Source organism: Escherichia sp. MOD1-EC5433, assembly GCF_002966005.1.
Classification (GTDB): domain Bacteria; phylum Pseudomonadota; class Gammaproteobacteria; order Enterobacterales; family Enterobacteriaceae; genus Escherichia; species Escherichia ruysiae.
The window spans coordinates 204,363-229,228 of record NZ_PTRL01000001.1; the positions used below are offsets into that span (position 1 = coordinate 204,363).

Annotated in this window: 27 protein-coding genes; 14 read left to right on the forward strand and 13 right to left on the reverse strand. The window is 51.4% G+C overall.

The window, feature by feature from the left end; genetic code table 11:
- Window positions 1-31: 31 nt before the first annotated feature.
- Window positions 32-1,096 carry an L-ascorbate 6-phosphate lactonase gene (ulaG, locus tag C3D30_RS01035; RefSeq protein WP_010351293.1) on the reverse strand — a complete coding sequence of 355 codons (1,065 nt, stop codon included), beginning with the start codon at window positions 1,094-1,096 and terminating at the stop codon, window positions 32-34.
- Between the two features lie 354 nt (window positions 1,097-1,450).
- Between ulaG and ulaA the strand changes: the two genes are divergently transcribed.
- Genes ulaA through ulaF form a run of 6 tightly spaced genes read left to right on the forward strand, consistent with a single transcriptional unit; the run spans window position 1,451 to window position 5,857 of the window.
- The gene (ulaA, locus tag C3D30_RS01040; protein WP_105286346.1) at window positions 1,451-2,848 is read left to right on the forward strand and encodes a PTS ascorbate transporter subunit IIC; all 1,398 of its coding nucleotides are present in this window, start codon (window positions 1,451-1,453) and stop codon (window positions 2,846-2,848) included.
- 15 nt (window positions 2,849-2,863) lie between these two features.
- On the forward strand, window positions 2,864-3,169 hold the full coding sequence (gene ulaB, locus C3D30_RS01045) for a PTS ascorbate transporter subunit IIB (RefSeq protein WP_000218350.1): 306 nt from the start codon (window positions 2,864-2,866) through the stop codon (window positions 3,167-3,169).
- Window positions 3,170-3,178: 9 nt separating this feature from the next.
- The gene (gene ulaC, locus C3D30_RS01050; RefSeq protein WP_105286347.1) at window positions 3,179-3,643 is read left to right on the forward strand and encodes a PTS ascorbate transporter subunit IIA; all 465 of its coding nucleotides are present in this window, start codon (window positions 3,179-3,181) and stop codon (window positions 3,641-3,643) included.
- 13 nt (window positions 3,644-3,656) lie between these two features.
- On the forward strand, window positions 3,657-4,307 hold the full coding sequence (gene ulaD, locus C3D30_RS01055) for a 3-keto-L-gulonate-6-phosphate decarboxylase UlaD (protein WP_000056749.1): 651 nt from the start codon (window positions 3,657-3,659) through the stop codon (window positions 4,305-4,307).
- A gap of 9 nt (window positions 4,308-4,316) precedes the next feature.
- Complete coding sequence (ulaE, locus tag C3D30_RS01060; protein ID WP_000949498.1) at window positions 4,317-5,171, forward strand: L-ribulose-5-phosphate 3-epimerase UlaE; 855 nt, start codon at window positions 4,317-4,319, stop codon at window positions 5,169-5,171.
- The gene (gene ulaF / locus C3D30_RS01065) at window positions 5,171-5,857 is read left to right on the forward strand and encodes an L-ribulose-5-phosphate 4-epimerase UlaF (protein ID WP_001170783.1); all 687 of its coding nucleotides are present in this window, start codon (window positions 5,171-5,173) and stop codon (window positions 5,855-5,857) included. Before ulaE ends, ulaF begins: the two co-directional genes overlap by 1 nt.
- Window positions 5,858-5,984: 127 nt before the next feature.
- On the opposite strand, the gene yjfY is transcribed toward ulaF, so the two are convergent.
- Window positions 5,985-6,260, reverse strand: a complete 276-nt coding sequence (gene yjfY, locus C3D30_RS01070; RefSeq protein WP_000492914.1) for a DUF1471 family protein YjfY — start codon at window positions 6,258-6,260, stop codon at window positions 5,985-5,987.
- Between the two features lie 326 nt (window positions 6,261-6,586).
- On the opposite strand from yjfY, the gene rpsF reads away from it, so the two are divergent.
- From rpsF to rplI, 4 genes are read left to right on the forward strand one after another with little or no spacing between them, the layout of a single operon-like run.
- The gene (gene rpsF, locus C3D30_RS01075; RefSeq protein WP_001216676.1) at window positions 6,587-6,982 is read left to right on the forward strand and encodes a 30S ribosomal protein S6; all 396 of its coding nucleotides are present in this window, start codon (window positions 6,587-6,589) and stop codon (window positions 6,980-6,982) included.
- A gap of 6 nt (window positions 6,983-6,988) precedes the next feature.
- Window positions 6,989-7,303 (forward strand): primosomal replication protein N, encoded by a 315-nt coding sequence (priB, locus tag C3D30_RS01080; RefSeq protein ID WP_016159978.1) that lies wholly within the window; start codon window positions 6,989-6,991, stop codon window positions 7,301-7,303.
- A gap of 4 nt (window positions 7,304-7,307) precedes the next feature.
- On the forward strand, window positions 7,308-7,535 hold the full coding sequence (gene rpsR / locus C3D30_RS01085; RefSeq protein ID WP_000135199.1) for a 30S ribosomal protein S18: 228 nt from the start codon (window positions 7,308-7,310) through the stop codon (window positions 7,533-7,535).
- A gap of 41 nt (window positions 7,536-7,576) precedes the next feature.
- A complete protein-coding gene (gene rplI / locus C3D30_RS01090) occupies window positions 7,577-8,026 on the forward strand; it encodes a 50S ribosomal protein L9 (RefSeq protein ID WP_001196062.1) in 450 nt (149 codons plus the stop codon).
- A 101-nt stretch (window positions 8,027-8,127) separates the two neighbouring features.
- On the opposite strand, the gene C3D30_RS01095 is transcribed toward rplI, so the two are convergent.
- The 6 genes from C3D30_RS01095 to C3D30_RS01120 all read right to left on the reverse strand — a co-directional run bounded on the left by C3D30_RS01095 (window position 8,128) and on the right by C3D30_RS01120 (window position 15,547).
- Entirely contained in the window at window positions 8,128-9,405 is a 1,278-nt protein-coding gene (locus C3D30_RS01095; RefSeq protein ID WP_105286348.1) for an MFS transporter, read from the reverse strand.
- 92 nt (window positions 9,406-9,497) lie between these two features.
- Window positions 9,498-11,570: an FAD-dependent oxidoreductase gene (locus tag C3D30_RS01100; protein WP_105286349.1), complete on the reverse strand. Its 2,073-nt coding sequence runs from the start codon at window positions 11,568-11,570 to the stop codon at window positions 9,498-9,500.
- Entirely contained in the window at window positions 11,567-13,108 is a 1,542-nt protein-coding gene (locus C3D30_RS01105; protein WP_105286350.1) for an acyl CoA:acetate/3-ketoacid CoA transferase, read from the reverse strand. The genes C3D30_RS01100 and C3D30_RS01105 overlap by 4 nt, the downstream gene beginning before the upstream one ends.
- A gap of 9 nt (window positions 13,109-13,117) precedes the next feature.
- A complete protein-coding gene (locus tag C3D30_RS01110) occupies window positions 13,118-13,894 on the reverse strand; it encodes an enoyl-CoA hydratase/isomerase family protein (protein WP_016159981.1) in 777 nt (258 codons plus the stop codon).
- 9 nt (window positions 13,895-13,903) lie between these two features.
- Window positions 13,904-14,746, reverse strand: a complete 843-nt coding sequence (locus tag C3D30_RS01115) for a sugar phosphate isomerase/epimerase family protein (protein WP_105286351.1) — start codon at window positions 14,744-14,746, stop codon at window positions 13,904-13,906.
- A gap of 9 nt (window positions 14,747-14,755) precedes the next feature.
- A complete protein-coding gene (locus C3D30_RS01120; RefSeq protein ID WP_105286352.1) occupies window positions 14,756-15,547 on the reverse strand; it encodes a 3-ketoacyl-ACP reductase in 792 nt (263 codons plus the stop codon).
- 211 nt (window positions 15,548-15,758) lie between these two features.
- On the opposite strand from C3D30_RS01120, the gene C3D30_RS01125 reads away from it, so the two are divergent.
- Window positions 15,759-16,406: a TetR/AcrR family transcriptional regulator gene (locus C3D30_RS01125; protein ID WP_021551493.1), complete on the forward strand. Its 648-nt coding sequence runs from the start codon at window positions 15,759-15,761 to the stop codon at window positions 16,404-16,406.
- On the opposite strand, the gene ytfB is transcribed toward C3D30_RS01125, so the two are convergent.
- Window positions 16,390-17,028 (reverse strand): cell division protein YtfB, encoded by a 639-nt coding sequence (ytfB, locus tag C3D30_RS01130; protein ID WP_001119466.1) that lies wholly within the window; start codon window positions 17,026-17,028, stop codon window positions 16,390-16,392. The genes C3D30_RS01125 and ytfB overlap by 17 nt on opposite strands.
- A 216-nt stretch (window positions 17,029-17,244) precedes the next feature.
- On the opposite strand from ytfB, the gene bamJ reads away from it, so the two are divergent.
- Together bamJ and cycA are read left to right on the forward strand one after the other, a co-directional pair.
- Window positions 17,245-17,865 (forward strand): BamJ family beta-barrel-assembly machinery protein, encoded by a 621-nt coding sequence (bamJ, locus tag C3D30_RS01140; protein ID WP_000211237.1) that lies wholly within the window; start codon window positions 17,245-17,247, stop codon window positions 17,863-17,865.
- Window positions 17,866-18,173: 308 nt separating this feature from the next.
- Entirely contained in the window at window positions 18,174-19,586 is a 1,413-nt protein-coding gene (gene cycA, locus C3D30_RS01145; RefSeq protein ID WP_105286353.1) for a D-serine/D-alanine/glycine transporter, read from the forward strand.
- Between the two features lie 44 nt (window positions 19,587-19,630).
- Here cycA and ytfE read toward each other — a convergent pair whose 3' ends face one another.
- From ytfE to qorB, 3 genes are all read right to left on the reverse strand, one after another.
- Window positions 19,631-20,293 (reverse strand): iron-sulfur cluster repair protein YtfE, encoded by a 663-nt coding sequence (gene ytfE / locus C3D30_RS01150; RefSeq protein WP_016159984.1) that lies wholly within the window; start codon window positions 20,291-20,293, stop codon window positions 19,631-19,633.
- A gap of 107 nt (window positions 20,294-20,400) precedes the next feature.
- Complete coding sequence (locus C3D30_RS01155; protein WP_105285661.1) at window positions 20,401-21,366, reverse strand: DMT family transporter; 966 nt, start codon at window positions 21,364-21,366, stop codon at window positions 20,401-20,403.
- Between the two features lie 108 nt (window positions 21,367-21,474).
- Window positions 21,475-22,335, reverse strand: a complete 861-nt coding sequence (qorB, locus tag C3D30_RS01160) for an NAD(P)H:quinone oxidoreductase (RefSeq protein ID WP_105286354.1) — start codon at window positions 22,333-22,335, stop codon at window positions 21,475-21,477.
- Between the two features lie 88 nt (window positions 22,336-22,423).
- On the opposite strand from qorB, the gene C3D30_RS01165 reads away from it, so the two are divergent.
- Window positions 22,424-22,804, forward strand: coding sequence for a winged helix-turn-helix transcriptional regulator (locus C3D30_RS01165; protein ID WP_001317588.1), 381 nt, complete (start codon window positions 22,424-22,426; stop codon window positions 22,802-22,804).
- A gap of 78 nt (window positions 22,805-22,882) precedes the next feature.
- Here C3D30_RS01165 and cpdB read toward each other — a convergent pair whose 3' ends face one another.
- Window positions 22,883-24,826 (reverse strand): 2',3'-cyclic-nucleotide 2'-phosphodiesterase, encoded by a 1,944-nt coding sequence (cpdB, locus tag C3D30_RS01170; RefSeq protein WP_105286355.1) that lies wholly within the window; start codon window positions 24,824-24,826, stop codon window positions 22,883-22,885.
- Window positions 24,827-24,866 lie beyond the last annotated feature (40 nt).

Sequence of the window (24,866 nt, forward strand, 5' to 3'; positions counted from 1 at the left end):
ATCTCTACGCTATCCGGTATAAACGACACGATTACAGGAACGATTTGAACGGCAGATCCGGTTCAATAGTGAAGCAATCGTCAAAACCACGCGGATAGTGGTACTCGAAGTTGTCTTTATCCAGCGGCCAGGTGAACTTGCCACCAACCTGCCAGATAAACGGCTTGAAGCCATACTTCAGGCGGTCTTTTTTCATTTCCCACAGTACGCGGATCTCTTGCGGATCGGCCTGGAAGTTTGACCAGATATCGTGGTGGAACGGGATAACCACTTTCGCATTCAGGGCTTCACCCATACGCAGCATATCGGCACTGGTCATTTTGTCGGTAATACCGCGCGGGTTCTCACCGTACGAGCCTAACGCCACATCGATCTGATGCTCGTTACCATGTTTCGCATAGTAGTTAGAGTAGTGGGAATCGCCACTGTGATACAGGGAGCCGCCAGGCGTTTTGAACAGGTAGTTCACCGCGCGATCGTCCATGCCGTCCGGCAGTACGCCAGCCGCTTTTTGATCCGCAGGCAGGGTAATCAGTGCAGTACGATCAAACGCGTCAAGTGCATGAATTTCAATGTCTTTCACTTTTACTACATCGCCTGGTTTGACCACGATGCAACGTTCTTTCGGCACGCCCCAGCCAATCCATAAATCCACGCAGGTTTTCGGCCCGATAAACGGTACGTCATCAGCGCAGTTTTGTATCACGGCGGCTGCCACGTTCACGTCGATATGATCGTTGTGATCGTGCGTCGCCAGCACGGCGTCGATCTGGCGAATAGCAAACGGATCTAGAACAAACGGCGTGGTACGCAGGTTTGGTTGCAGTTTTTTCACGCCCGCCATGCGCTGCATCTGGTGACCCTGTTTCATCAGCGGGTTGCCGTGGCTTTGTTTGCCAGTACCGCACCAGAAATCGACGCAAACGTTGGTGCCACCTTCTGATTTCAACCAGATCCCGGTACAGCCGAGCCACCACATCGCGAATGTGCCTGGTGCGACCTGCTCCTGTTCAATTTCTTCATTCAGCCAGCTACCCCACTCCGGGAAAGTACTCAGGATCCAGGATTCACGGGTGATACTTTTCACTTTACTCATCGCCATTTACCTTCATGATGGTTCAATTCGAATCAATAATTGATTGGTTTTGATTAATCCTGACACTATTTTTTCAGGAAGGCAATGACCATTTTTTGACTTTTGGCCTGGAAAGTTGTTGTGAATTTTGGCTGTGGAAAGATTTAATGGAATGTGTAATAAAGTTAACTTAATGAATTTAAATGATTAATTGTTTCTTTATGTGAATCACTTACTTTCGTTGTGGAATTATTTGCGTGTCGCGTCACATTTAATCATAAATAATCTTGTTGTGATTACTTTTGAAAATTAGAGTGAGTACACAACATTCCGGGTGTGTGGAATACCCGGTTACCTCTTCTTCAGGAGATCGTTATGGAGATCCTCTACAACATCTTTACCGTGTTTTTTAACCAGGTCATGACCAATGCCCCATTGTTGCTGGGTATTGTGACCTGTCTGGGCTACATCCTGCTGCGCAAAAGTGTCAGCGTGATTATCAAAGGTACGATTAAAACCATTATTGGTTTCATGTTGTTGCAGGCAGGATCCGGCATCCTTACCAGTACCTTCAAACCGGTAGTGGCGAAAATGTCGGAAGTTTATGGCATTAACGGTGCGATTTCAGATACCTATGCCTCAATGATGGCGACCATCGAACGTATGGGTGATGCCTATAGCTGGGTGGGTTATGCGGTGCTGTTGGCTCTGGCGTTGAACATCTGTTACGTGCTGCTGCGTCGAATTACTGGCATTCGTACCATCATGCTGACTGGTCACATTATGTTCCAGCAGGCAGGGCTGATTGCGGTAACGCTGTTTATCTTCGGCTACTCCATGTGGACGACCATTATCTGCACTGCGATTCTGGTTTCGCTCTATTGGGGCATCACCTCCAACATGATGTACAAGCCGACTCAGGAAGTGACAGACGGCTGCGGTTTCTCCATCGGTCACCAGCAGCAGTTTGCATCATGGATTGCCTACAAAGTCGCGCCGTTCCTGGGCAAGAAAGAGGAGAGCGTTGAAGACCTCAAACTGCCAGGTTGGCTGAATATTTTCCACGACAACATCGTCTCCACGGCGATTGTGATGACCATCTTCTTTGGCGCCATTCTGCTCTCCTTCGGTATCGACACCGTACAGGCGATGGCAGGCAAAGTGCACTGGACGGTCTACATCCTGCAAACCGGTTTCTCCTTTGCGGTAGCGATTTTCATCATCACTCAGGGCGTGCGCATGTTTGTGGCGGAACTCTCTGAAGCGTTTAACGGTATCTCCCAGCGCCTGATCCCGGGTGCGGTTCTGGCGATTGACTGTGCGGCTATCTATAGCTTCGCGCCGAACGCCGTGGTCTGGGGCTTTATGTGGGGCACCATCGGTCAGCTGATTGCGGTTGGCATCCTGGTTGCCTGCGGCTCCTCGATCCTGATTATTCCTGGCTTTATCCCGATGTTCTTCTCCAACGCCACCATCGGCGTATTTGCTAACCACTTCGGCGGCTGGCGTGCAGCACTCAAAATTTGCCTGGTGATGGGGGTGATCGAAATCTTCGGTTGCGTCTGGGCGGTGAAACTCACCGGTATGAGCGCCTGGATGGGCATGGCGGACTGGTCGATTCTGGCACCACCGATGATGCAGGGCTTCTTCTCCATCGGTATCGCCTTTATGGCCGTCATCATCGTCATTGCACTGACTTATATGTTCTTCGCTGGCCGCGCACTGCGCGCAGAAGAAAATGCAGAAAAACAACTGGCAGAACAGTCTGCTTAATAAGGAGTTTTGATTATGACCGTACGTATTCTGGCTGTGTGTGGCAACGGACAAGGTAGTTCCATGATCATGAAGATGAAAGTGGACCAGTTTTTAACCCAGTCGAACATCGACCACTCGGTAAATAGCTGCGCGGTTGGCGAATACAAAAGCGAGTTGAGCGGCGCGGATATCATCATCGCTTCTACGCATATTGCGGGCGAAATCACCGTTACCGGCAACAAATATGTCGTTGGTGTGCGCAATATGCTCTCTCCTGCCGACTTTGGCCCGAAATTGCTGGAAGTGATCAAAGAGCATTTCCCGCAGGACGTGAAGTAAGGACGCGCCATGACATTACGTGATTCGCTGGCGGAAAATAAATCCATTCGTCTGCAGGCCGAAGCTGAAACCTGGCAGGACGCGGTGAAAATCGGCGTTGATCTGCTGGTGGCTGCGGATGTCGTCGAGCCGCGTTACTACCAGGCGATTCTGGATGCGGTTGAACAGCACGGCCCGTACTTCGTGCTCGCACCAGGCCTGGCAATGCCGCACGGACGCCCGGAAGAGGGCGTTAAGAAAACCGGCTTTGCACTGGTGACGCTGAAAAAGCCGCTGGAGTTCAACCACGAAGATAACGATCCGGTGGATATCCTCATCACCATGGCGGCGGTCGATGCCAACACTCACCAGGAAGTGGGCATCATGCAGATCGTCAACCTGTTTGAAGATGAAGAGAATTTCGACCGTTTACGCGCCTGCCGTACCGAGCAGGAAGTACTGGATCTCATTGACCGCACCAACGCGGCAGCTTAAGAAGGAATTGAAGATGTCATTACCCATGTTGCAAGTCGCGCTGGACAACCAGACTATGGATAGCGCCTACGAAACCACTCGCCTGATTGCCGAAGAAGTCGACATTATCGAAGTGGGCACCATTCTGTGCGTGGGCGAAGGCGTGCGTGCGGTTCGCGATCTTAAAGCACTCTACCCGCATAAAATTGTGCTGGCAGACGCCAAAATTGCCGATGCGGGCAAAATCCTTTCGCGTATGTGCTTCGAAGCCAACGCTGACTGGGTGACCGTGATTTGCTGCGCGGATATCAACACCGCCAAAGGCGCGCTGGACGTGGCGAAAGAGTTTAACGGTGATGTGCAGATTGAACTGACCGGTTACTGGACCTGGGAACAGGCGCAGCAGTGGCGTGACGCAGGCATTGGGCAGGTGGTTTATCATCGCAGCCGTGACGCGCAGGCCGCCGGCGTGGCCTGGGGCGAAGCGGACATTACCGCGATCAAACGCCTTTCCGATATGGGCTTCAAAGTGACCGTCACCGGTGGCCTGGCGCTGGAAGATCTGCCGCTGTTCAAAGGCATTCCGATTCATGTGTTTATCGCAGGTCGCAGCATCCGTGATGCCGCTTCTCCGGTTGAAGCCGCACGTCAGTTCAAACGTTCCATCGCCGAACTGTGGGGCTAAGGAGCGGATATGTTGTCTAAACAAATCCCGCTTGGCATCTATGAAAAAGCACTCCCCGCCGGGGAGTGCTGGCTGGAACGGCTGCAACTGGCAAAAACGTTAGGCTTCGATTTTGTCGAGATGTCGGTAGATGAAACTGACGATCGCCTGTCGCGCCTCGACTGGAGCCGCGAGCAGCGTCTGGCGCTGGTGAATGCAATTGTGGAAACCGGCGTGCGCGTGCCGTCTATGTGCCTTTCTGCTCATCGTCGTTTTCCGCTGGGCAGTGAAGATGACGCAGTGCGGGCGCAGGGGCTGGAGATTATGCGTAAGGCCATCCAGTTCGCGCAGGACGTCGGCATTCGCGTGATCCAACTGGCGGGCTATGACGTTTACTACCAGGAAGCCAATAACGAAACGCGTCGTCGTTTCCGTGATGGCCTGAAAGAGAGCGTTGAGATGGCGAGCCGCGCGCAGGTGACGCTGGCGATGGAGATTATGGATTACCCCCTGATGAACTCCATCAGCAAGGCGCTGGGCTACGCGCACTATCTCAACAACCCGTGGTTCCAGCTCTACCCGGATATCGGCAACCTGTCGGCGTGGGATAACGACGTGCAGATGGAATTGCAGGCCGGAATCGGGCATATCGTCGCAGTGCATGTGAAAGACACCAAACCGGGCGTCTTCAAAAACGTGCCGTTTGGTGAAGGCGTGGTGGATTTCGAACGTTGCTTTGAAACGCTCAAACAGAGTGGTTATTGCGGGCCTTACCTGATTGAGATGTGGAGTGAAACGGCGGAAGACCCGGCGGCGGAAGTGGCGAAAGCGCGTGATTGGGTGAAAGCGCGCATGGCCAAAGCAGGTATGGTGGAGGCGGCATAATGCAAAAGCTGAAACAGCAGGTGTTTGAAGCCAATATGGATCTGCCGCGTTACGGGCTGGTGACCTTTACCTGGGGCAACGTTAGCGCCATTGATCGCGAGCACGGGCTGGTGGTGATCAAGCCCAGCGGTATCGCCTACGAAACCATGAAAGCGGACGATATGGTGGTGGTCGATATGAGTGGCAAGGTGGTGGACGGTCAGTATCGCCCCTCATCAGACACCGCGACGCATCTCGAACTCTACCGCCGTTACCCGTCGCTTGGCGGCATTGTCCATACCCACTCCACTCATGCCACCGCATGGGCGCAGGCGGGGCTGGCAATTCCGGCGTTAGGCACCACGCACGCTGACTACTTCTTTGGCGACATCCCGTGTACGCGTGGATTAAGCGAAGAAGAGGTGCAGGGCGAGTATGAACTAAACACCGGCAAAGTGATTATCGAAACGCTGGGCGATGCCGAGCCGCTGCATACACCGGGAATTGTGGTGTATCAGCACGGACCATTTGCCTGGGGGAAAGATGCTCACGATGCGGTGCATAACGCGGTCGTGATGGAAGAAGTGGCGAAGATGGCGTGGATTGCGCGCGGCATTAACCCTCAGCTTAATCCCATCGACAGCTACCTGATGAATAAACACTTCATGCGTAAGCATGGCCCCAACGCCTATTACGGGCAGAAGTAAAACACGTGCTGCGGAAATTTCCTTCTTCGGGAGATAACTGGTCTGATTCCGCAGCCGTTTTCAAAAAAAGCCCCCTGAGAAGGGGGCAAAGCAAACTATGGCAATGTTTCGTTGGTTATACCTGGTGCTAGCGATAAATATCCGCGCTGGCGTGCATGTTGCCGTTACTCCCCGGTTCCCGCATCAGAATCACGTGGTAGTACGTTGCGCCTTGCGCATCTGTCTCTTCATTCAGTGCCTGGCGAGCTTCACTTTCAGTGGCGAAGTTATGGTTGATATAAATCACGCCTAAGCTCTGTACGTCGTCCATATTTCTGGCCTGGTGGTTATTAATTTCAATGGCTGCCCATGTATTTGCACTTAGCAAAAGCACAGCCAGAAGGGCTAAAACACGGCTGAACATAGATACCTCCTCGACGGCTGTCTTTGTGTGCTCTCCTCTGTGATGATCTTCTGATTTAATTTTAATCAATGATAAAGAAGTTGATGGTGACCATTTCTGATGCAGTTGTTCAAAAAAACACCGTAATGGAATGTGATGAACTTCAAATCAGCGGGTTAGTACGATTTGGCGAAAGGTGAGATTTATTTGTCGGCTGGCCTTGAGTTTAGCGGGGTATACCAGTACTATAACGCGTCATTTTTCAGCCGCCCTTTAACACGTTCCTTGCCTCCATGGGCTGCGGCTGACCCAGACAGGAGGCTGAATAATCCGTAAGGAGCAATTCGATGCGTCATTACGAAATCGTTTTTATGGTCCATCCTGACCAGAGCGAACAGGTTCCGGGCATGATCGAGCGCTACACTGCTGCCATCACTGGTGCAGAAGGCAAGATCCACCGTCTGGAAGACTGGGGCCGCCGTCAGCTGGCTTACCCGATCAACAAACTGCACAAAGCTCACTACGTTCTGATGAACGTTGAAGCGCCGCAGGAAGTGATCGATGAGCTGGAAACTACCTTCCGCTTCAACGACGCCGTTATCCGTAGCATGGTAATGCGTACTAAGCACGCCGTTACCGAAGCATCTCCGATGGTTAAAGCGAAAGACGAGCGCCGTGAGCGTCGCGATGATTTCGCAAACGAAACCGCTGATGATGCTGAAGCTGGGGATTCTGAAGAGTAATTTCTGATGACCAACCGTCTGGTGTTGTCCGGCACCGTGTGCAGGACTCCCCTTCGAAAGGTCAGTCCATCAGGAATTCCTCACTGCCAGTTCGTGCTTGAGCATCGTTCTGTGCAGGAGGAAGCCGGTTTTCACCGGCAGGCGTGGTGTCAAATGCCCGTTATTATTAGCGGACACGAAAACCAGGCCATTACTCACAGTATAACGGTCGGCAGTCGCATAACCGTTCAGGGGTTCATTTCATGCCACAAGGCGAAGAACGGACTGAGCAAAATGGTTTTGCATGCCGAGCAGATTGAATTGATAGATTCTGGAGACTAGCCATATGGCACGTTATTTCCGTCGTCGCAAGTTCTGCCGTTTCACCGCGGAAGGCGTTCAAGAGATCGACTATAAAGATATCGCTACGCTGAAAAACTACATCACCGAAAGCGGTAAGATTGTCCCAAGCCGTATCACCGGTACCCGTGCAAAATACCAGCGTCAGCTGGCTCGCGCTATCAAACGCGCTCGCTACCTGTCCCTGCTGCCGTACACTGATCGCCATCAGTAATCGGTCACGGTCCATTAATACGACTTTGAGAGGATAAGGTAATGCAAGTTATTCTGCTTGATAAAGTAGCAAACCTGGGTAGCCTGGGTGATCAGGTAAACGTTAAAGCGGGCTACGCTCGTAACTTCCTGGTACCGCAGGGTAAAGCTGTTCCAGCTACCAAGAAAAACATTGAATTCTTCGAAGCACGTCGCGCTGAACTGGAAGCTAAACTGGCTGAAGTTCTGGCAGCAGCTAACGCTCGCGCTGAGAAAATCAATGCACTGGAAACTGTTACCATCGCGTCTAAAGCTGGCGACGAAGGTAAACTGTTCGGTTCCATCGGTACTCGCGACATCGCTGACGCTGTAACTGCAGCTGGCGTTGAAGTGGCTAAGAGCGAAGTTCGTCTGCCGAACGGCGTTCTGCGTACCACTGGCGAACACGAAGTGAGCTTCCAGGTTCACAGCGAAGTATTCGCGAAAGTGATCGTAAACGTAGTAGCTGAATAATTCGTTATTCAACGAGACGTAAAAACGCCGACCATTGGTCGGCGTTTTGCTTTATAGCGAAAGCGTTACAACTGGCAGTATAACGCTCTGATATCTATTAATTAGCTTGTCGCTAACTGTACTTGCGATTCTTCATCTTTAACTTTGATAAGCGTCCACAACGCAATGGCACCAATAATGTCAAAGAAAGCCAGGGCAATAAAGAACGGCGCGAAGCCGATAATGTGAACGAATGCCCCGATGAACAGGTTGAAAATCAACTGACCGCTCCACGCACAGGCTCCTGCCATACCCACTGCGGTAGCCACTTCGTCTTTTTTGAACAGATCGCCGCCCAGAGTTGCTGCCACAGTAGAAAGGCATTGATGCGAGAACGCGCCAATACTAATCAGTAACACGGCAATGTAGGGATTTTCGACAATACTCACCAGACCAATCGTCATCATAATGACGGCTGCAATAGTGAAGGTAATTCTTCGTGAGTTAATTAAACTCACGCCGCGATCGTGGAAGAACTTCGCTACAAAACCACTGGCTAAACAGCCAAGGTCGCCCAACAGGAAAGGTAGCCAGACGAACATGGCAATTTCTTTCAGGCTAAAATGCAGTGTTTCAACAAAGAAAATCGGCACCCAGAAGTTAATGGTTCCCCATGCCGGGTCAGCGAGAAAACGCGCGATGCCAATCCCCCAGAAATTACGTTGGCTGAGGATATGCTTGATTGATGTTTTTTCTTTCTTATCTGTTTTAAGATGCTGTTCTTGCCCTGATTCAATATAGTGGCGCTCTTCATCAGAAAGGCGTTTGGCATCTTTTGGATCTTTATAACAAAAGAACCAAAATAAAGCCGCGAGCAAAGCAAGGCTACCTGAGACAATAAACGCAAATTGCCAGCTATGAAACATAATGCACCAGGCAATTAGCGGTGGTGCAAGCATCGCGCCGAGTGAGGTGCCCATATTGAAAACACCTGTTGCCACGCCACGCTCTTTTGCCGGGAACCATGTTGATGCGGTTTTTACACCGGCCGGAATTGCCGACGCTTCGCTGAAACCCATCAGGGCGCGCATAAATGCCAGACCTGACCATGTTCCGGTCAGCGCATGACCCATTGTTGCCAGCCCCCATACTGCGGCACAAATCGCAAAACTCAATTTCAGACCAACAGTGTCAATAAAGAATCCCATTACCGGTTGACCCAATGTATAGGCCAACTGGAATGCACTGACAATCCATGAATATTGCTCTTTGGTTATTCCAGTTGTCTCCATAATAGTTGGAGCTGCAATACCTAACGCCGTTCTGTCCAGATAATTGATTACAGTGATAAAGCATACGAGGGCAATCATATGCCACCGGTAATTCTTTATTTTATTCATGTTTAAACCTTTTAATTATATTAATAAACCCTGGTTGTTGGTAATTCCGTGTAATAGTTAATAAAAATCAGGTACAGAGAACATATTAAAAATTATTGTGTGTAAATCTCTCCCTTTAGAAAATCTGGCCAGTTTTTTTCAAAGTAAATACCATTAATACGCGGTAGCACACGTAAAGACTTCACTTCAGTAATAAAAGAGTCTTGTGAATAATGAATAGTTAATTTGTGATTTTTATCATCATCTTGTTCAGAGCGAAAACGCCATTCTTCTTTTGCCCCCTGACGAGTTTGCGGTAGATATTCACCCTGGGGATCAATAATCATCCGCGCCCCACGACTGCCGCCGCCTGCGTCAATAAAATGCGTTAATTGTGTTAAGACGGCGGCAGACGTCAGCGCCATATGCCGCCACATAAACAATTCGGCAACTTCGCCCACGTGTTTGATAGCCAAACCATGCCGTTGTACAAATTCATTCAATAGCAGGGCATCGCGAGTGGCGCGCCGGACTTTATCGCCATGGCAAATAAACCCAGCGTAGTCAGACATTCGTGCCTGGATTTTTTCCCTCACCGTTACCAGCGCCATTCCATTTTCGTTTGCCAGCGCCTGAGTGATGATCTCTCTGATTGAATTTAGTGCCGGAGATGCCAGTTGTGCGACATCATCTTCAACAGATCGCTTTTGTGTGCAGCCAATAAAACGCGCCAGACGCACGGCAAAAACCTGTCCGGCATTCAGCGCCGCGCCGCCAGGTCGGGTAACACCGTGAGTTCCGGCGACTTCTCCCACCGCAAAACAACCGGGCAGAGAAGTTTGCCCCCAGATATCAACCTCAATGCCGCCATTCATATGCTGATTATTCATGGCAAACTGCAACGGCTGCGTGGTGAGATCGTAACCGTGCATCTTATACAGCGAGATGGACAATGGATTCATTCGTTGCAGGCGTTCGATGGGTGATGGTGCCAGAGCATCGTTATTTTCCAGATACGTGCGAACGTCGTCGTCCAGTCGATCTAATGAGAATGGCAAATCACCAGGCACCGCTTCAGGATTTCGCTTGAAATCCATAAAAACCTGGCGGCCTGATTGCTGCTCTTGCGCTACCGCCATGTCCAACAGGCTTGAGCCAAAACCCATCACCCGCGTGGCGTGGAACGGCCACTGATAGCCTTTACGGAAGATGTTTGAAGCCAGTTCCTGGGTGGTGCGATAGTAATCCGCGAGGAAGTTATACTCGTTGCCCTCGGCATCCACGGAATAGATATACGGGATCACCTGCACATAGGTGCCGGACAAATTCCACGGAAACGTGCTGCGCGGCGTGCCTATACCAAACTGGCTTTCGGTCAGATTGGTTAGCGTCAGACCTTCTTCCAGCGCCAGCCCCAGCGAGCCAAAGCATTTATGCGGATAAACACTGTCGCGATAAAGCTCTCCCGGCCCGCCTGTTGCCAGTACCACATTGGGCGCAGTAACAATTGCCAGTCCCCACGGGTTATGGGCGCGGGAACCGGTTGCGAGGATAGCTCCTGCCACGCGATCTTCGCCATTCTCACCGCGTTGATGCAGCAGTTTGATAACTGTCGCGCTGGTTAACAATGGGATGGAAAGACGCTGCACTTCTTCGAGCAATACTTTCACCATCAGACGAGAAGTGCGCGGCCCACAGGAGGTTGCGCGTCCGGCTTCGTCATGGTCGGTCTGATAACGGAGAATTGCACCATAGCGATCTTCCGGTAATTCCAGACCGAGATATTGCAGCCCGCCAAGGGTATGCAGGGAACCGACTGCTTCAACATACGCCGTGTCGTGATCCATCGCACCGCCGCTCGCCAGTGCTTCGGCAAGTTTGGCGAAGTTATCGCCGTTGCCCGCCGTAGCGGCGGTAAACAGCGTCTGTTTATCGGAACCGGAGCAGGCCGATGTTCCCATATATAACCCGGCGGTGGCGATCAGCACATTTTGCTGGCGACGTTTCAGTTCAACCGCCGCACGTAATCCTGCCGCGCCGCTACCAACGACCAGAGCATCAACTTGCCAGAGTGGGTAATCAACACCGTCCACCGTGACAATTGACGCTGGCTCTGTTGACACAAAACCCTTCGGGAAGGTGACGTGGGTCAGCGCATCGAGGATGGCGTCATCAGGCTGGCTCATGCGTCCTCCATCGGCGTAAAAAGGCTACTTTCCATCAGGCGCGGCTGGTTGATAATTGGACGGAAGGCCATATACGGCAGAATGTCGCGGTCAATCTCCACGTCCGGCGCGATTTCAATTAATTCAACGCCTTCTGCCGTTAACTGGAATACCGCGCGTTCAGTGATATACAACACTTCCTGACCGCTGTGCTGTGCGTAGGCGGCGCTAAAAGTGATTTTTTCCACCTGAGTAACCAGTTTAGGGATTTGACCTGACTGGGCGATATGCAAGCCATCTGGCGTTACATCAATCTTGCTGCCTTTGGCGTCGAACGTGCCGCAGAACACCACCTTACGGGCGTTTTGCGCAATTTCGAGAAATCCGCCGGGGCCGATTAAATTGCCGTTCAGGTGTGAGACGTTGACGTTACCATGTTGATCCATCTCGCCCATGCCGAGGAAAGTAATGTCGATGCCGCCGCCGCTGTAGAACTCGAATTGATCCAGCGAAGGGATAATGGCGTCGGCGTTACGGGCGCAGCCGAAAAACGCGTCATCAAGCATCATACCGTTATGCACGCCTTGCTCGACGCTTAGCCATAAACTTTGGTAAGGAACGCCTTCACGCAACGCAACCCCAGGAATACCGCCGGGAATACCAAAGCCAAAGTTGGTTGAAGCGCCTGCCACCAGCTCGCGCGCTGCCCGACGGGCAATTAAGCGACGTACCGGATGACTAACCAGTTCAATAGCGCCGTTAGAACTCAGACGGCGATGTTGACCGCTGATCGTCAGGTCGTAACCGCCAAGATAGGTTTGCGGTTGTTCGCGGTATTCAACGATGCCATCAACCAGAATCCCCGGTAATTTGACCCGACGTGGTTCAATAGCGCCAGCTTCCAGTACATCGCGCACCTGTACGAACACTTTGCCACCGCTGTTGTGTGCTGCCAGCGCCATCGAATAGCTATCCATATCAATCGCTTCTTCTTCGAGGCTGACGTTGCCACTCGGATCGGCATAGGTGCCCCGCAAAATGGCATAGTCCACTTTGAAAGGGCGATAGCGGAGTTTGGTTTCGCCATCAATTTCGATCAGTTCTACCAGATCCTCGGTGGTGCAAGCGTTCGACTTTCCGCCGCCATTGCGTGGATCAACAAATGATCCCAGGCCAACGTGGGTAAAAAGTCCTGGACGTCCGGCACCAATTTCCCGCAGCAATGCCTGAATCACACCGCCTGGGAAGCAGTAGGCTTCAATGGCATTGTTCTTCACCAGTTCCTGCATTTTGGGCGACCAGGTAAAGTGTCCGGCAATAATGCGTTTGAGCATTTCAGCATGAGCGAAGCGGTTCGTGCCTTTGCAGTCGCGATCGCCAATGCCCAGCGAGTGGATTAGCGTCAGGTCGCGTGGATGTCCGGTTTGCAGGAAACGCGCTTCAATAGCTGCCAAAATATGGTCGGCTTCCACCATACCGCCGCCGTTACCGCTAATGGCAATGGTTGCGCCATCCTGAATTTGCGCCGCCAGTGCCTCGGCGGTTGTTATCTTACGCATACAATTTCCTTATTGATTATGGAAGCTCACGCTACTTTTTTCGGCAAATGCCTGCGTCGCCTGCTGGCAATCCTGAGTGGCGGACATTAATCCAGCCAGTAACTGGTGTGGGTATTCAGCGTGTTTATTTTCCAGTGCCAGAATCAGCTGCTTAATATGCGCCAGTGCCACCGGACCACATTTTTCCAGCTGCGCTAACTGGTTCGCCATCCAGCTTTCCACCTGTTCTTTTTCTACTACTTCATCAATTAAATTCGCCGCCTGGGCTTCATGCGCCGTCAGACGTTTACCTAGCATCAGCATCTGGCGACCGACCACCGGGCCAACCTGATTAAGCACGCGTTCAATGCCCATCCAGCCAGGCACCATGCCGAGCATGACTTCCGGGTTAGAAAATTTCGCGCTGGGGCGAGCGATTCGAATATCGCAGCACAAGGCAAGTTCAATACCGCCGCCGATGGTATGACCGTTGAGATTCGCAACCGTTAATTGCGGTAAATTGCGCAGGCGATTAAAAACGTCATTACCGCGTTTAATCCATTTTCTGCCCATATCTAATGGCGAATAGGCCGACCACGATTTAATATCACCGCCCGCACAAAAGAATTTATCGCCGGTTGCCGTTAATTCGACTAATCGTAATGTGGTGTCGTTTTCAATTTCATTTAAATAATGGTCGAGAGATTCAATCATCTCTTCGTTAATAGCATGACATTTATCTTCACGGTTCAACGTCAGACGGCAGGAAGCCGCCGCTCTGCTGAACAGAACGGGTTGGTCACTCATGATTATTCCTTAGCAATAATGCGCGATGCGATCGACGCTAATATCCAGCGTGCTGTTAATATCTTCCTGCCACCAGTACGGTGAGAATATTTCCAGTTCAATAGCGCCATTAAATCCGGCGTTTTCAACCAGTCGACGAATTGACGGAATATTTATCACGCCATCTCCCGGCATTCCCCGGTCATTGACCAGATCGGTGGTCGGCACTAACCAGTCGGAAACATGAAACGCGAGAATACGTTTTCCGGCGCGCAGGATCTGGCTGGCCAGATCCGGATCCCACCAGACATGGTAAACATCCACAGCCACGCCGAGGCCAAACTCCCCATCGGGATCGAGTTCATCACACCAGTCCAGCGCCTGGCGTAACGTGCACAAACAAGAACGATCGGCGGCGGTCATTGGGTGCAGTGGCTCCAGCGCAATCGGCACGCCAACTTCTTTCGAATGTGGCAGTAACTGGCGTATCCCTTGTTTCACCTGTTGCCGTGCTTCATACAGATCTTTTGTGCCCTGTGGTAAGCCGCCAACCACCTGCATATAACAGGCGGCGTTCAGCACCGCTGCGTCGTCCAGCGCCCGGCGGTTATCATCAATCGCCAGTTTGCGCTCTGCCAGCGTCGGCGCGGTGTAGTAGGTGCTACGACATAAACCGGAAACGCTCATGTTACTGGCGGCAAGCTGACGGGCGATCTGCTGAAGATCTTCGCCCTGCAACTCTCTGCGCCAGGGGGCGATCGCACCTATACCGCGTGCGGCGCAGGCATCAATAATGGCGGGTAGCGGGGTTTTATAGCCCAGCGTCGCGGTATTGATGCTGAATAAATCCGGGCGTTGTAACAGATCTCTCATGGTTCAGCCTCAGAAACGCGGCATACTTAAGCCACCGTCGATGGCGACGGCCTGACCACAGGTGTAAATCAGTTTGCCTTCCGCCATCGCGCGGACAGTGGAGGCGATATCAGCCGGATAACCCCAACGTCCCCACGGCACCAGTCCCTTAGCGATCAGTTCGTCGTAATAAGCCGTTGCCGGAATAGTCATATCGGTTTTGATTAGACCAGGGCGCACTTCATAGACGCCAATTTGTTCGTTGCAAAGGCGAGCGGCAAACAGACGAGTAGCGGCAGAAACGGCGGTTTTAGCGATGGTATATTCGCCGCGATTCATCGCCAGCATGATGGCGTTGATTGAGCTGACAAAAATAATCGAGCGGTGCGGGAATTCTGTTTCTGGTTTTGGCTGTGCGAGCAGACGTTTACTGAATGCCTGTGCGAGGAAGAACGGCGCGCGGGTGTTAATAGCAATGTTTTGGTCGAAACTGTCTGGTTCGAGGTCGAGGAGATCACCGCGTTTTTTCACAGAAATGCCCGCGTTATTGAGCAGGCAGTCCAGACGCCCCCACTGATTTTGCGCCGCGTCGAGCATCTCTTCATGCAGGGAGAGATCGCCAACATCGGCAGGGAAGCAAATCACTTCCACGCCTTCTGCCATACATTCCTGTTGCGTGGCATGTAATTTTTCTACGCTGTCGGCATCGGGGCGATCGTTAATCAACAGATTAAATCCGCCACGGGCAAGCTCCAGCGCACACCCCTTACCAATGCCACGTGCGGCTCCAGTGATGACGGCAACAGGACGAGTGGATTTCATACAATAGCTCTCTTTTTGAATATTGTTTCCCTAAGTGACGATTAGCTTGCGACGTGCGGCAAGAAAGATCAACCATCTGGTTGGTTGATATGCGATAGTGATCACAGGACATTTGATAACCCGATGAAAGTACAAGTTTTTAGCCTTTTTACTGGAGCTTCTAATTAATCGGGTTAAGATAGTCATCTTGAAGAGGTCGTGGGGAAGCGTTATGTATCTTGATACCAGCAACGTACAGAGCCTGAAGGAAAAGCTGCTGTTATGTGCGGTTAATGAATTTGCCGAATATGGTTACGAAGGAGCCAGAGTCGATAATATTGTTAAGGCCGCAGGGTGCAGTAAACAGACGGTTTATCACCACTTTGGTAATAAAGAAAATTTATTTATCGAAGTGCTGGAATATACCTGGAACGATATTCGACAAAAAGAAAAATCCCTGGATGTTTCAGGTCTTCCTCCACAAAAAGCAATTGAAAAAATCATCGATTTTACCTGGGATTATTACATTGCTAACCCCTGGTTTTTAAAAATTGTGCATAGTGAAAACCAGAGTAAAGGTGTGCATTATGCAAAATCACAGCGACTTTTAGAAATTAACCATGCGCACTTGCAGTTAATGGAATCTTTGTTGGCTGAAGGGAAGAGACTCAATATTTTTAAGGCTGATATCGACCCGTTGCAGGTGAATATTAATATTGCCGCGCTCGGGGGATATTATTTGATCAACCAGCATACGCTTGGCCTGGTTTATCACATCAGTATGGTTTCACCGCAGGCGCTGGAAGCCAGACGTAAGGTCATCAAAGAGACGATCCTTAGCTGGCTTCTCGTTGACCCTTCATCTACCGCGCACGAATAAAACTGCCATCCGGCTGGCGGGTAAACAGAACCTGTTGATTATTCCCCGTATCAATGGTTAAGCCCGTCACTACGCCGCTGGCGTTCTGGCGGATTTGTACCAATTGCCCATTTTGCAAATTACTTAGCGGCTTGCCCGCGCCTTCTACCTGCGCCATCGCATAGACATCGGTAGCGGGTAGTCCGTGGTCGCGGAACAATTGCGCCATCGTTTTACCCGGTTCGACACGATAAGAGCGCCACTGATTATCAATTCCACCATCTGGCTGGAAAGGTTGCGTTTGCGAAGTTTGTGGCTGATCTTCCGGCTGGCCTTCCTGTATCGGTTCAGGGGCGACCGGAGCCACCTGATCAGGATCATTTTGTGGGGTAACTAATTGCGCCCGCAGTTGTTCTTCCGTTGGCGGTTGTGATTGCGACTGAATATCCAGCTGCGCTTCACGCGTCACCACCGGCGCGTTGGGCGTATCATCAGACGGAAGCAGAAAACCGACCACCAATACAATGGCGGCAATAATGATCCCCCGACGATGCATCGGCGGCAGCGGGTCCATGAAGCGAAAATTGTCCGGCGCGTGCCAGACTTTCTCCAGGGTTGGTTTTAGTTCAAAGCGCCCGGGCATGGTTTCCTCCTGCTCCGCGTCTTGTTCCTCAATCATAGCCTATGAATAAGCTAACGCTATGATGTCCGTGGTAAACCCGCCTTTATTATATTCATACGGGATATTGCTATTGTTTCTTTTTCCCCGTGATTTGTCATCATTCCCGCGACAAAGTTTTACCCAAGGAAGTGTGGCTGATATGCTGCCGCTACTTTATACCCGAAGAAAGGAAATACGATGACCACTCCAACTTTTGATACCATCGAAGCGCAAGCAAGCTACGGTATTGGTTTGCAGGTAGGGCAACAACTGAGTGAATCTGGTCTGCAAGGGCTGCTGCCAGAAGCACTGGTTGCGGGCATTGCCGATGCGCTGGAAGGTAAACATCCGGCTGTTCCGGTTGATGTGGTGCACCGCGCGCTGCGTGAAATTCACGAACGTGCCGATGCCGTTCGTCGTCAGCGTTTCCAGGCGATGGCTGCCGAAGGTGTGAAATACCTGGAAGAAAACGCCAAAAAAGAGGGCGTGAACAGCACCGAATCTGGCCTGCAATTCCGCGTGATCAATCAGGGCGAAGGCGCAATTCCTGCGCGTACCGACCGCGTTCGCGTTCATTACACCGGTAAGCTGATCGACGGTACTGTATTTGACAGCTCCGTTGCCCGTGGTGAACCGGCTGAATTCCCGGTTAACGGCGTGATTCCAGGCTGGATTGAAGCACTGACTCTGATGCCGGTGGGTTCTAAATGGGAACTGACCATCCCGCAGGAACTGGCTTATGGCGAGCGTGGCGCAGGCGCGTCCATCCCTCCGTTCAGCACCCTGGTGTTTGAAGTCGAACTGCTGGAAATCCTCTAAGCAGCGCATTCTGTTCCCCTCGAGCCAGAGGGGAGCAGGCATTCAGCAATAACCCCTTCAGTTTGCCAAACGACGCTATTTTGTGTTGCAAAGACCACGTAAGCGTGTATTTTTGTGAGCTGTTTCGCGTTATCACCGTGATATGACACTCACTTTAAACATTAAATTAACATTAGATCTAAATCTTAGTATTCATCCCGCGTATTGTTACCTAATATCGATGAGTCCCGATACAGATTCGTCGTATCATAGACTGACTAAAGGCCGCAGAGCCTGAACAACACAGACAGGTACAGGAAGAAAAAAACATGGTAGATCAGGTAAAAGTCGTTGCCGATGATCAGGCTCCGGCTGAACAGTCGCTACGGCGCAATCTCACAAACCGACATATTCAGCTTATTGCCATTGGCGGTGCCATAGGTACAGGGTTGTTTATGGGTTCCGGTAAAACAATTAGTCTTGCCGGGCCGTCGATCATTTTCGTTTATATGATCATCGGTTTTATGCTCTTTTTCGTGATGCGGGCAATGGGGGAATTGCTGCTTTCGAATCTGGAATATAAATCTTTTAGTGACTTCGCTTCCGATTTATTGGGTCCGTGGGCAGGATATTTCACCGGCTGGACTTATTGGTTCTGTTGGGTAGTTACTGGTATGGCGGATGTTGTCGCTATTACCGCTTATGCGCAGTTCTGGTTCCCGGGGCTTTCTGACTGGGTTGCTTCGTTATCCGTGATCATTCTGTTACTGGTTCTAAACCTCGCCACGGTAAAAATGTTCGGTGAGATGGAGTTCTGGTTTGCGATGATCAAAATCGTCGCCATCGTGTCGCTGATTGTCGTTGGTCTGATCATGGTGATGATGCACTTCCAGTCTCCGACCGGTGTGGAAGCGTCGTTCGCGCATTTGTGGAATGACGGCGGCTGGTTCCCGAAAGGCTTAAGCGGCTTCTTTGCCGGATTCCAGATAGCGGTTTTCGCTTTCGTGGGGATTGAGTTGGTCGGTACAACGGCTGCGGAAACGAAAGATCCGGAGAAATCACTGCCACGCGCAATTAACTCCATTCCGATCCGCATCATTATGTTCTACGTCTTCGCGCTGATTGTAATTATGTCCGTGACGCCGTGGAGTTCTGTGGTCGCGGAGAAAAGCCCATTTGTTGAACTGTTTGTGCTGGTGGGGCTGCCTGCGGCGGCAAGCGTGATTAACTTTGTGGTGCTGACCTCTGCGGCTTCTTCTGCTAACAGTGGCGTATTTTCTACCAGCCGTATGTTGTTTGGTCTGGCACAGGAAGGCGTCGCGCCGAAAGCGTTCGCTAAACTCTCTAAACGCGCAGTACCAGCGAAAGGGCTGACCTTCTCCTGCATCTGTCTGCTCGGCGGCGTGGTGATGTTGTATGTGAATCCAAGCGTGATTGGCGCGTTCACGATGATCACTACAGTTTCCGCGATTCTGTTTATGTTCGTCTGGACGATTATCCTTTGTTCGTACCTGGTGTACCGCAAACAACGTCCGCTCCTGCATGAGAAGTCGATCTACAAGATGCCGCTCGGCAAACTGATGTGCTGGGTATGTATGGCATTCTTTGTATTCGTCATCGTGCTGCTGACGCTGGAAGATGACACCCGCCAGGCGCTGCTGGTTACCCCGTTGTGGTTTATTGTACTGGGGCTGGGCTGGCTGTTTATTGGTAAGAAGCGGGCTGCTGAACTGCGGAAATAGCCGCACTATCATGCTGGATGGCGCAATGCCATCCAGCTTTTAGATCACTCACCCGCCAGTGCGCGTGGGAACAGTACATTGTTTTCCAGACTGATGTGCTCCATCAGGTCATCAATCAGTTCATTAATGCCGTTATACATCGCTTTCCAGGTGGTGCAGGCTTCCGGCGGCGGTGTGACGTTATTGGTCGTGTGTTTAATCACTTCCAGCAGTTCGCCCGCTTCATCATGCTCGCTTTCCATCACACTGATAGGTCCCATCGCCTGGCTGCCCATGCCTTGTTTAATCATCGGGAAGAGAATTTGCTCTTCTTTCATCATATGGCTGGAAAGCTCTTCATGCAGCATGGTCAGGTATTTTGTCAGCCCTTTTGGCACGCTCGGTTTGTCGGCGTGAACGCGCTCGACTTTGGTGGCTTGCAGAATCAGTTCCGGCAGTTGTTCGCGGTGACGATCGTGGTAGCGCACGATGATATGGTCGATGATTTCCGCCAGCGGCGCGCTACGCCAGTCTTTCTCAATCGGTTGTTCAGCAAGCTTTGCCAGTTCGGCTTCAATGGCGTCAACATCCAGCTCCTTACGTGCCGCTGCGCGCGCCAGCGTCTGCTTACCGCCGCAGCAGTAATCCATATCATATTTACGAAACAGAGCCGAAGCGCGAGGAATAGAGAGCGCCAGTTCACCTAAAGGTTGGTCGCGATAAGCCATAGCTGATACCTCATTCTTAATAAGATAAGATGTATTTTAAATGCATCTTTAAGTTAAAAGCTATAACCCTTACGTAGCAGAGGCTTATTTAACAGACTGGCAAGGTGTCAACTTTCAGAGACAGGTTCGGTTAAAGGTTTTTCTGGTTTTGCTCTGACTGCAATGACCACACCAACCACTAACAGCGCGATACCGCTCAGCGTCATTAGCGGCGGCATTTGCTGGCGGAGTAAAAAGGTGTACAGCAAACCTGCCAGCGTTTCGAAAACAATCAGCGGCCCGAGAATCACTGTCGGTAATCGCTGGCTGGCGACGTTCCAGCAGAGTGCGCCAACCCATGAGCAAAGCACGGCTATCGCAACCATCAGACTAATAAACACCAGCGGACGGGGGCCAAAAGGTAAGGAGAAGTCCGGCGTTTGTATATTCAGCCAGTAACAGGCGACGAGATAGCCGATGAGAGAAACCGGCAGCGTGACCAGCGCCTGCGCCGTCGCCCACATCATTGGATGTTTGTCTGGGTTTTCCCGCAGCCAGCGGGCGTTGCGTAGGGCATACCACGCCCAGCAGACCACGGAAACTAACGCCAGCACGATACCCGAGGTATAACGTGCCCAGTCAAAATTGGGGAGTCCGTGGTTTAACTCAGCAATATTCACACACGCCAGGCCGATGCCAATACAAACCAGCGCCGGAGCGAGTTTTCCCCATGCGAGTTTGCCGTCGCGCTGGCTATAAAGCAGATTGGCGAAGACAGGAATAACCACCGGCAGGGTGCCGATAATCATCGTGGAAACAGGCGCGCCGGTACGTTGAATGGCACTGGCAAGGCAAAAATAATAAATCAGGTTGCCCATCATGGTGAGCATCAAGGCGGTAAACCAATCGCGACGCGCCAACTGACGCAGACGCACGCGTCCCAGCCAGGCAATGGGCAGTGCAATTAATCCTAACGCCAGATAACGCCCCATCGACTGCAACATCGCCGGGTATTCCGGCAAGATCAACGGCCCGACAAAAATAAGCCCCCACATCAACCCTGCTAGCAGGGCGTACAGCACGCCGCTAATCATCACTGGCATCCACTGGTCTGTCAGAAGAAATGTTCAGGAAGCAGACATGGTTGCTCCCGGCATCCCGTCATTATCAGAGAGGATGCGGGAGGATGCCACTTTAATTAACTAGTTATTAACATTAAAAAGATTGCTTACGCTTTCGGCTAACGTTGTCGTTGGGCGACCAATCAATTTGCTCAGCGTTTTGCTGTCATCAAACAGACCACCTTTCGATGCGCCAACGTCAGAATCAGCCAGCATGTCCGCCAGTCCGACAGGAAGACCAACGCCTTTCAGCGCAGTGGCGAAATCGGCTTCGCTCAGGTTCTGGTAGGTAACCGGCTTGCCGCTCTGTTTGGTCAGCTCTGCCGCTAACTGTGTCAACGTCCAGGCACTATCGCCCGCCAGTTCGTAAACCTTGCCTTCGTGACCGGCTTCGCTAATCACGCGCGCGGCAGCGGCTGCATAATCTACCCGCGTTGCTGAGGCAATTTTGCCATCGCCCGCCGCACCGATAAATACGCCGTGCTCCAGTGCTGCCGGGGCGCTGGCGAGGTAGTTCTCGGTATACCAGCCGTTGCGCAGCAGGGTATAAGCGATGCCAGAATTAGCCAGCATTTTCTCCGTCTCGATATGCTCAGCAGCCAGGCCGAGCGGAGATTTATCCGCGTGCAGCAGACTGGTGTACGCAATAAATTTCACGCCAGCCGCCTTTGCGGCATTAATAACATTACGATGCTGCGGGGCACGTTGACCCACTTCGCTGGAAGAGATCAGCAGTAGTTTTTCCACTCCCTGAAGTGTAGATGTCAGTGCGGCTTCATCGCCGTAGTCAGCCTGACGCACGGTAATGCCTTGTGCTGCCAGGGCCTGGGCTTTTGCCGGATTACGAACGATAGCCACTATTTGGCTGGCAGGAACCGTTTTCATCAAGGATTCAATAACATAGTGACCAAGTTGGCCAGTGGCACCAGTAATAGCGATCATGGGAAGTCTCCATCGTTTTGTCTTGTGTTTAAATACGCTAACACCTAAACTTACTTTTAGTAAGTACGCACAAAAAGGTAAGTATGAAATGAGTCAGGTTAGCCTGTCGCAACAACTGAAAGAGGGAAATCTCTTTGCGGAACAGTGCCCGTCGCGCGAGGTGTTGAAACACGTCACCAGCCGTTGGGGGGTATTGATTCTGGTGGCGCTACGCGAAGGCACTCATCGCTTTAGCGACCTGCGGCGCAAAATGGGCGGGGTGAGTGAAAAGATGCTTGCGCAGTCGTTACAGGCGCTAGAGCAGGATGGTTTTCTTAACCGTATCGCGTATCCGGTGGTGCCGCCGCATGTGGAATATAGCCTCACGCCGCTGGGCGAGCAGGTGAGCGAAAAGGTTGCTGCACTGGCGGACTGGATTGAGTTGAATTTGCCCGAGGTGTTGGCGGTGCGGGATGAACGTGCGGCATAACTGCCGGATGCGCCAGCATCGCATCCGCCAATAAATGCCGGATGCGGTTGATGATTTATAGGCCGAAAAAGAAGTGTATTACTTACTCAAATCCACCTGATAAATCGCAAACCCGATATCATCGGTCGCGACTTTATTCATCGGATATTGCCCTTTCTCTTTAATAAACGCTGCGGCTTTATCTGACGGAGAGGTTTCGAAACGGATATCCAGTTTCTTATCGCCAGCAATCGGTGCTAAACGCCAGTTGTTATCTGCCGCCGGGTGAATTTCCCCCGCACGTTTCGATTCATCAGCAATCCACGCTGCCAGCACCGAGCGGTTCTCATCCGGTGAAGCAAAAGCGATATGGCTGTCGCCCGTACCGGCAAATTTGCCACCGTAAGCGCGATAGTTATTGGTGGCAACCAGGAACATGGCGTTCGGATCAATCGGCTTGCCATTAAAGGTCAGGTTCTTAATCCTTTCCGCATTGGCATTAACCATCTGGCACTCGCCGTCATAACGGGCGGGCTGGGTAACATCAATCTGATAATTCACACCATCAATAACGTCAAAGTTATAGGTGCGGAAACCATCCCAGTTGATGAGTGACTGTGGTTTCGTGCTGTTAGGATCAATCTGGTTAAATTGTCCGGCGGAGCACTCCAGCCACTCTTTCACCTCTTTACCGCTGGCTTTCACCACAATCAGCGTATTGGGATAGAGATAAAGATCGGCGGCATTACGGAAAGTCAGCTGACCTTTTTCCACCTCTACATAGCTTGCCGGGTCATTTTTGCGACCACCGACTTTAAACGGTGCGGCAGCTGAGAGCACCGGCAGTTTTGCCAGATCGGGATCGCCCTGAATGTAATGCTCGACATACGCTTTTTGCGCGTTATTCACCACCTGCACGGTCGGGTCGTCCTGCACCAGCGCCAGATAGCTATACATATTGTCGGCAGACTTACCGATTGGCTTGCTGACAAACTGGCGAGTGGCGTCGTGATCGGCTTTAAGCGTATCGACCAGATTGCTGTCTTCCGCCGCAAGGGATTTTTTATTGGCGATATCGTAAATCGGCCGTGCTTCCGCTTTCGCCTGCGTCACCTGCCATTTTCCGCTGTCATTATTGAGTTGCAGATCGACCACGCCGAGATGATCGCCCCACATGCCCGGCATTACCGCCGGAACACCGTTCAGCGTGCCTTTGGCGATATCAGCCCCTTTGATATTCGCAAAATCTTTACTCGGGAAAACAGCGTGAGCATGACCAAACATAATGGCGTCAACACCCGGAATTTCACTGAGATAATAAACTGAGTTTTCCGCCATCACTTTATACGGATCGGCAGACAGCCCGGAATGCGCCAGAACGACAACGAGATCGGCACCTTTCTCACGCATTTCAGGCACGTATTTGCGCACAGTTTCTGTTATATCGTTAACGGTGACTTTGCCGGACAAATTGGCTTTATCCCACCCCATAATCTGCGGTGGTACAACACCGATGTAGCCAATCTTCAGCGTCTGTTTGTTGCCGTCTTTATCGACCACTTCGGTGTCTTTAATTAAATACGGTGTAAACATCGGCTGTTTGGTTTTAGCGTCGATGACGTTGGCATTCACATAGGGGAATTTCGCTCCAGCCAGCGCATTTTTCAGATAATCCAGACCGTAGTTAAATTCATGATTGCCGAGTGTGCCGACGGTATAATCCAGCGTATTCAGCGCCTTATAGACCGGATGAACATCGCCTGCTTTTAATCCTTTCGCCGACATGTAATCTGCCAGCGGGCTACCCTGGATCAGGTCACCGTTATCGACCAGTACGCTATTTTTCACTTCGTTGCGCGCGTCATTAATCAGGCTCGCGGTACGTACCAGTCCAAATTTTTCTGTGGATGTATCTTTGTAATAATCGAAATCCATCATGTTGCTATGCAAATCAGAGGTTTCCATTATGCGGAGATCGACTGTTGCCGCATTCACACTGGCGGCAATCAGCGTAGCAAGAAGCGTTGCACTAAACTTAACCATCTGGGCATCCTTTTATGAACAAGAAGATGAGACGTCTTTC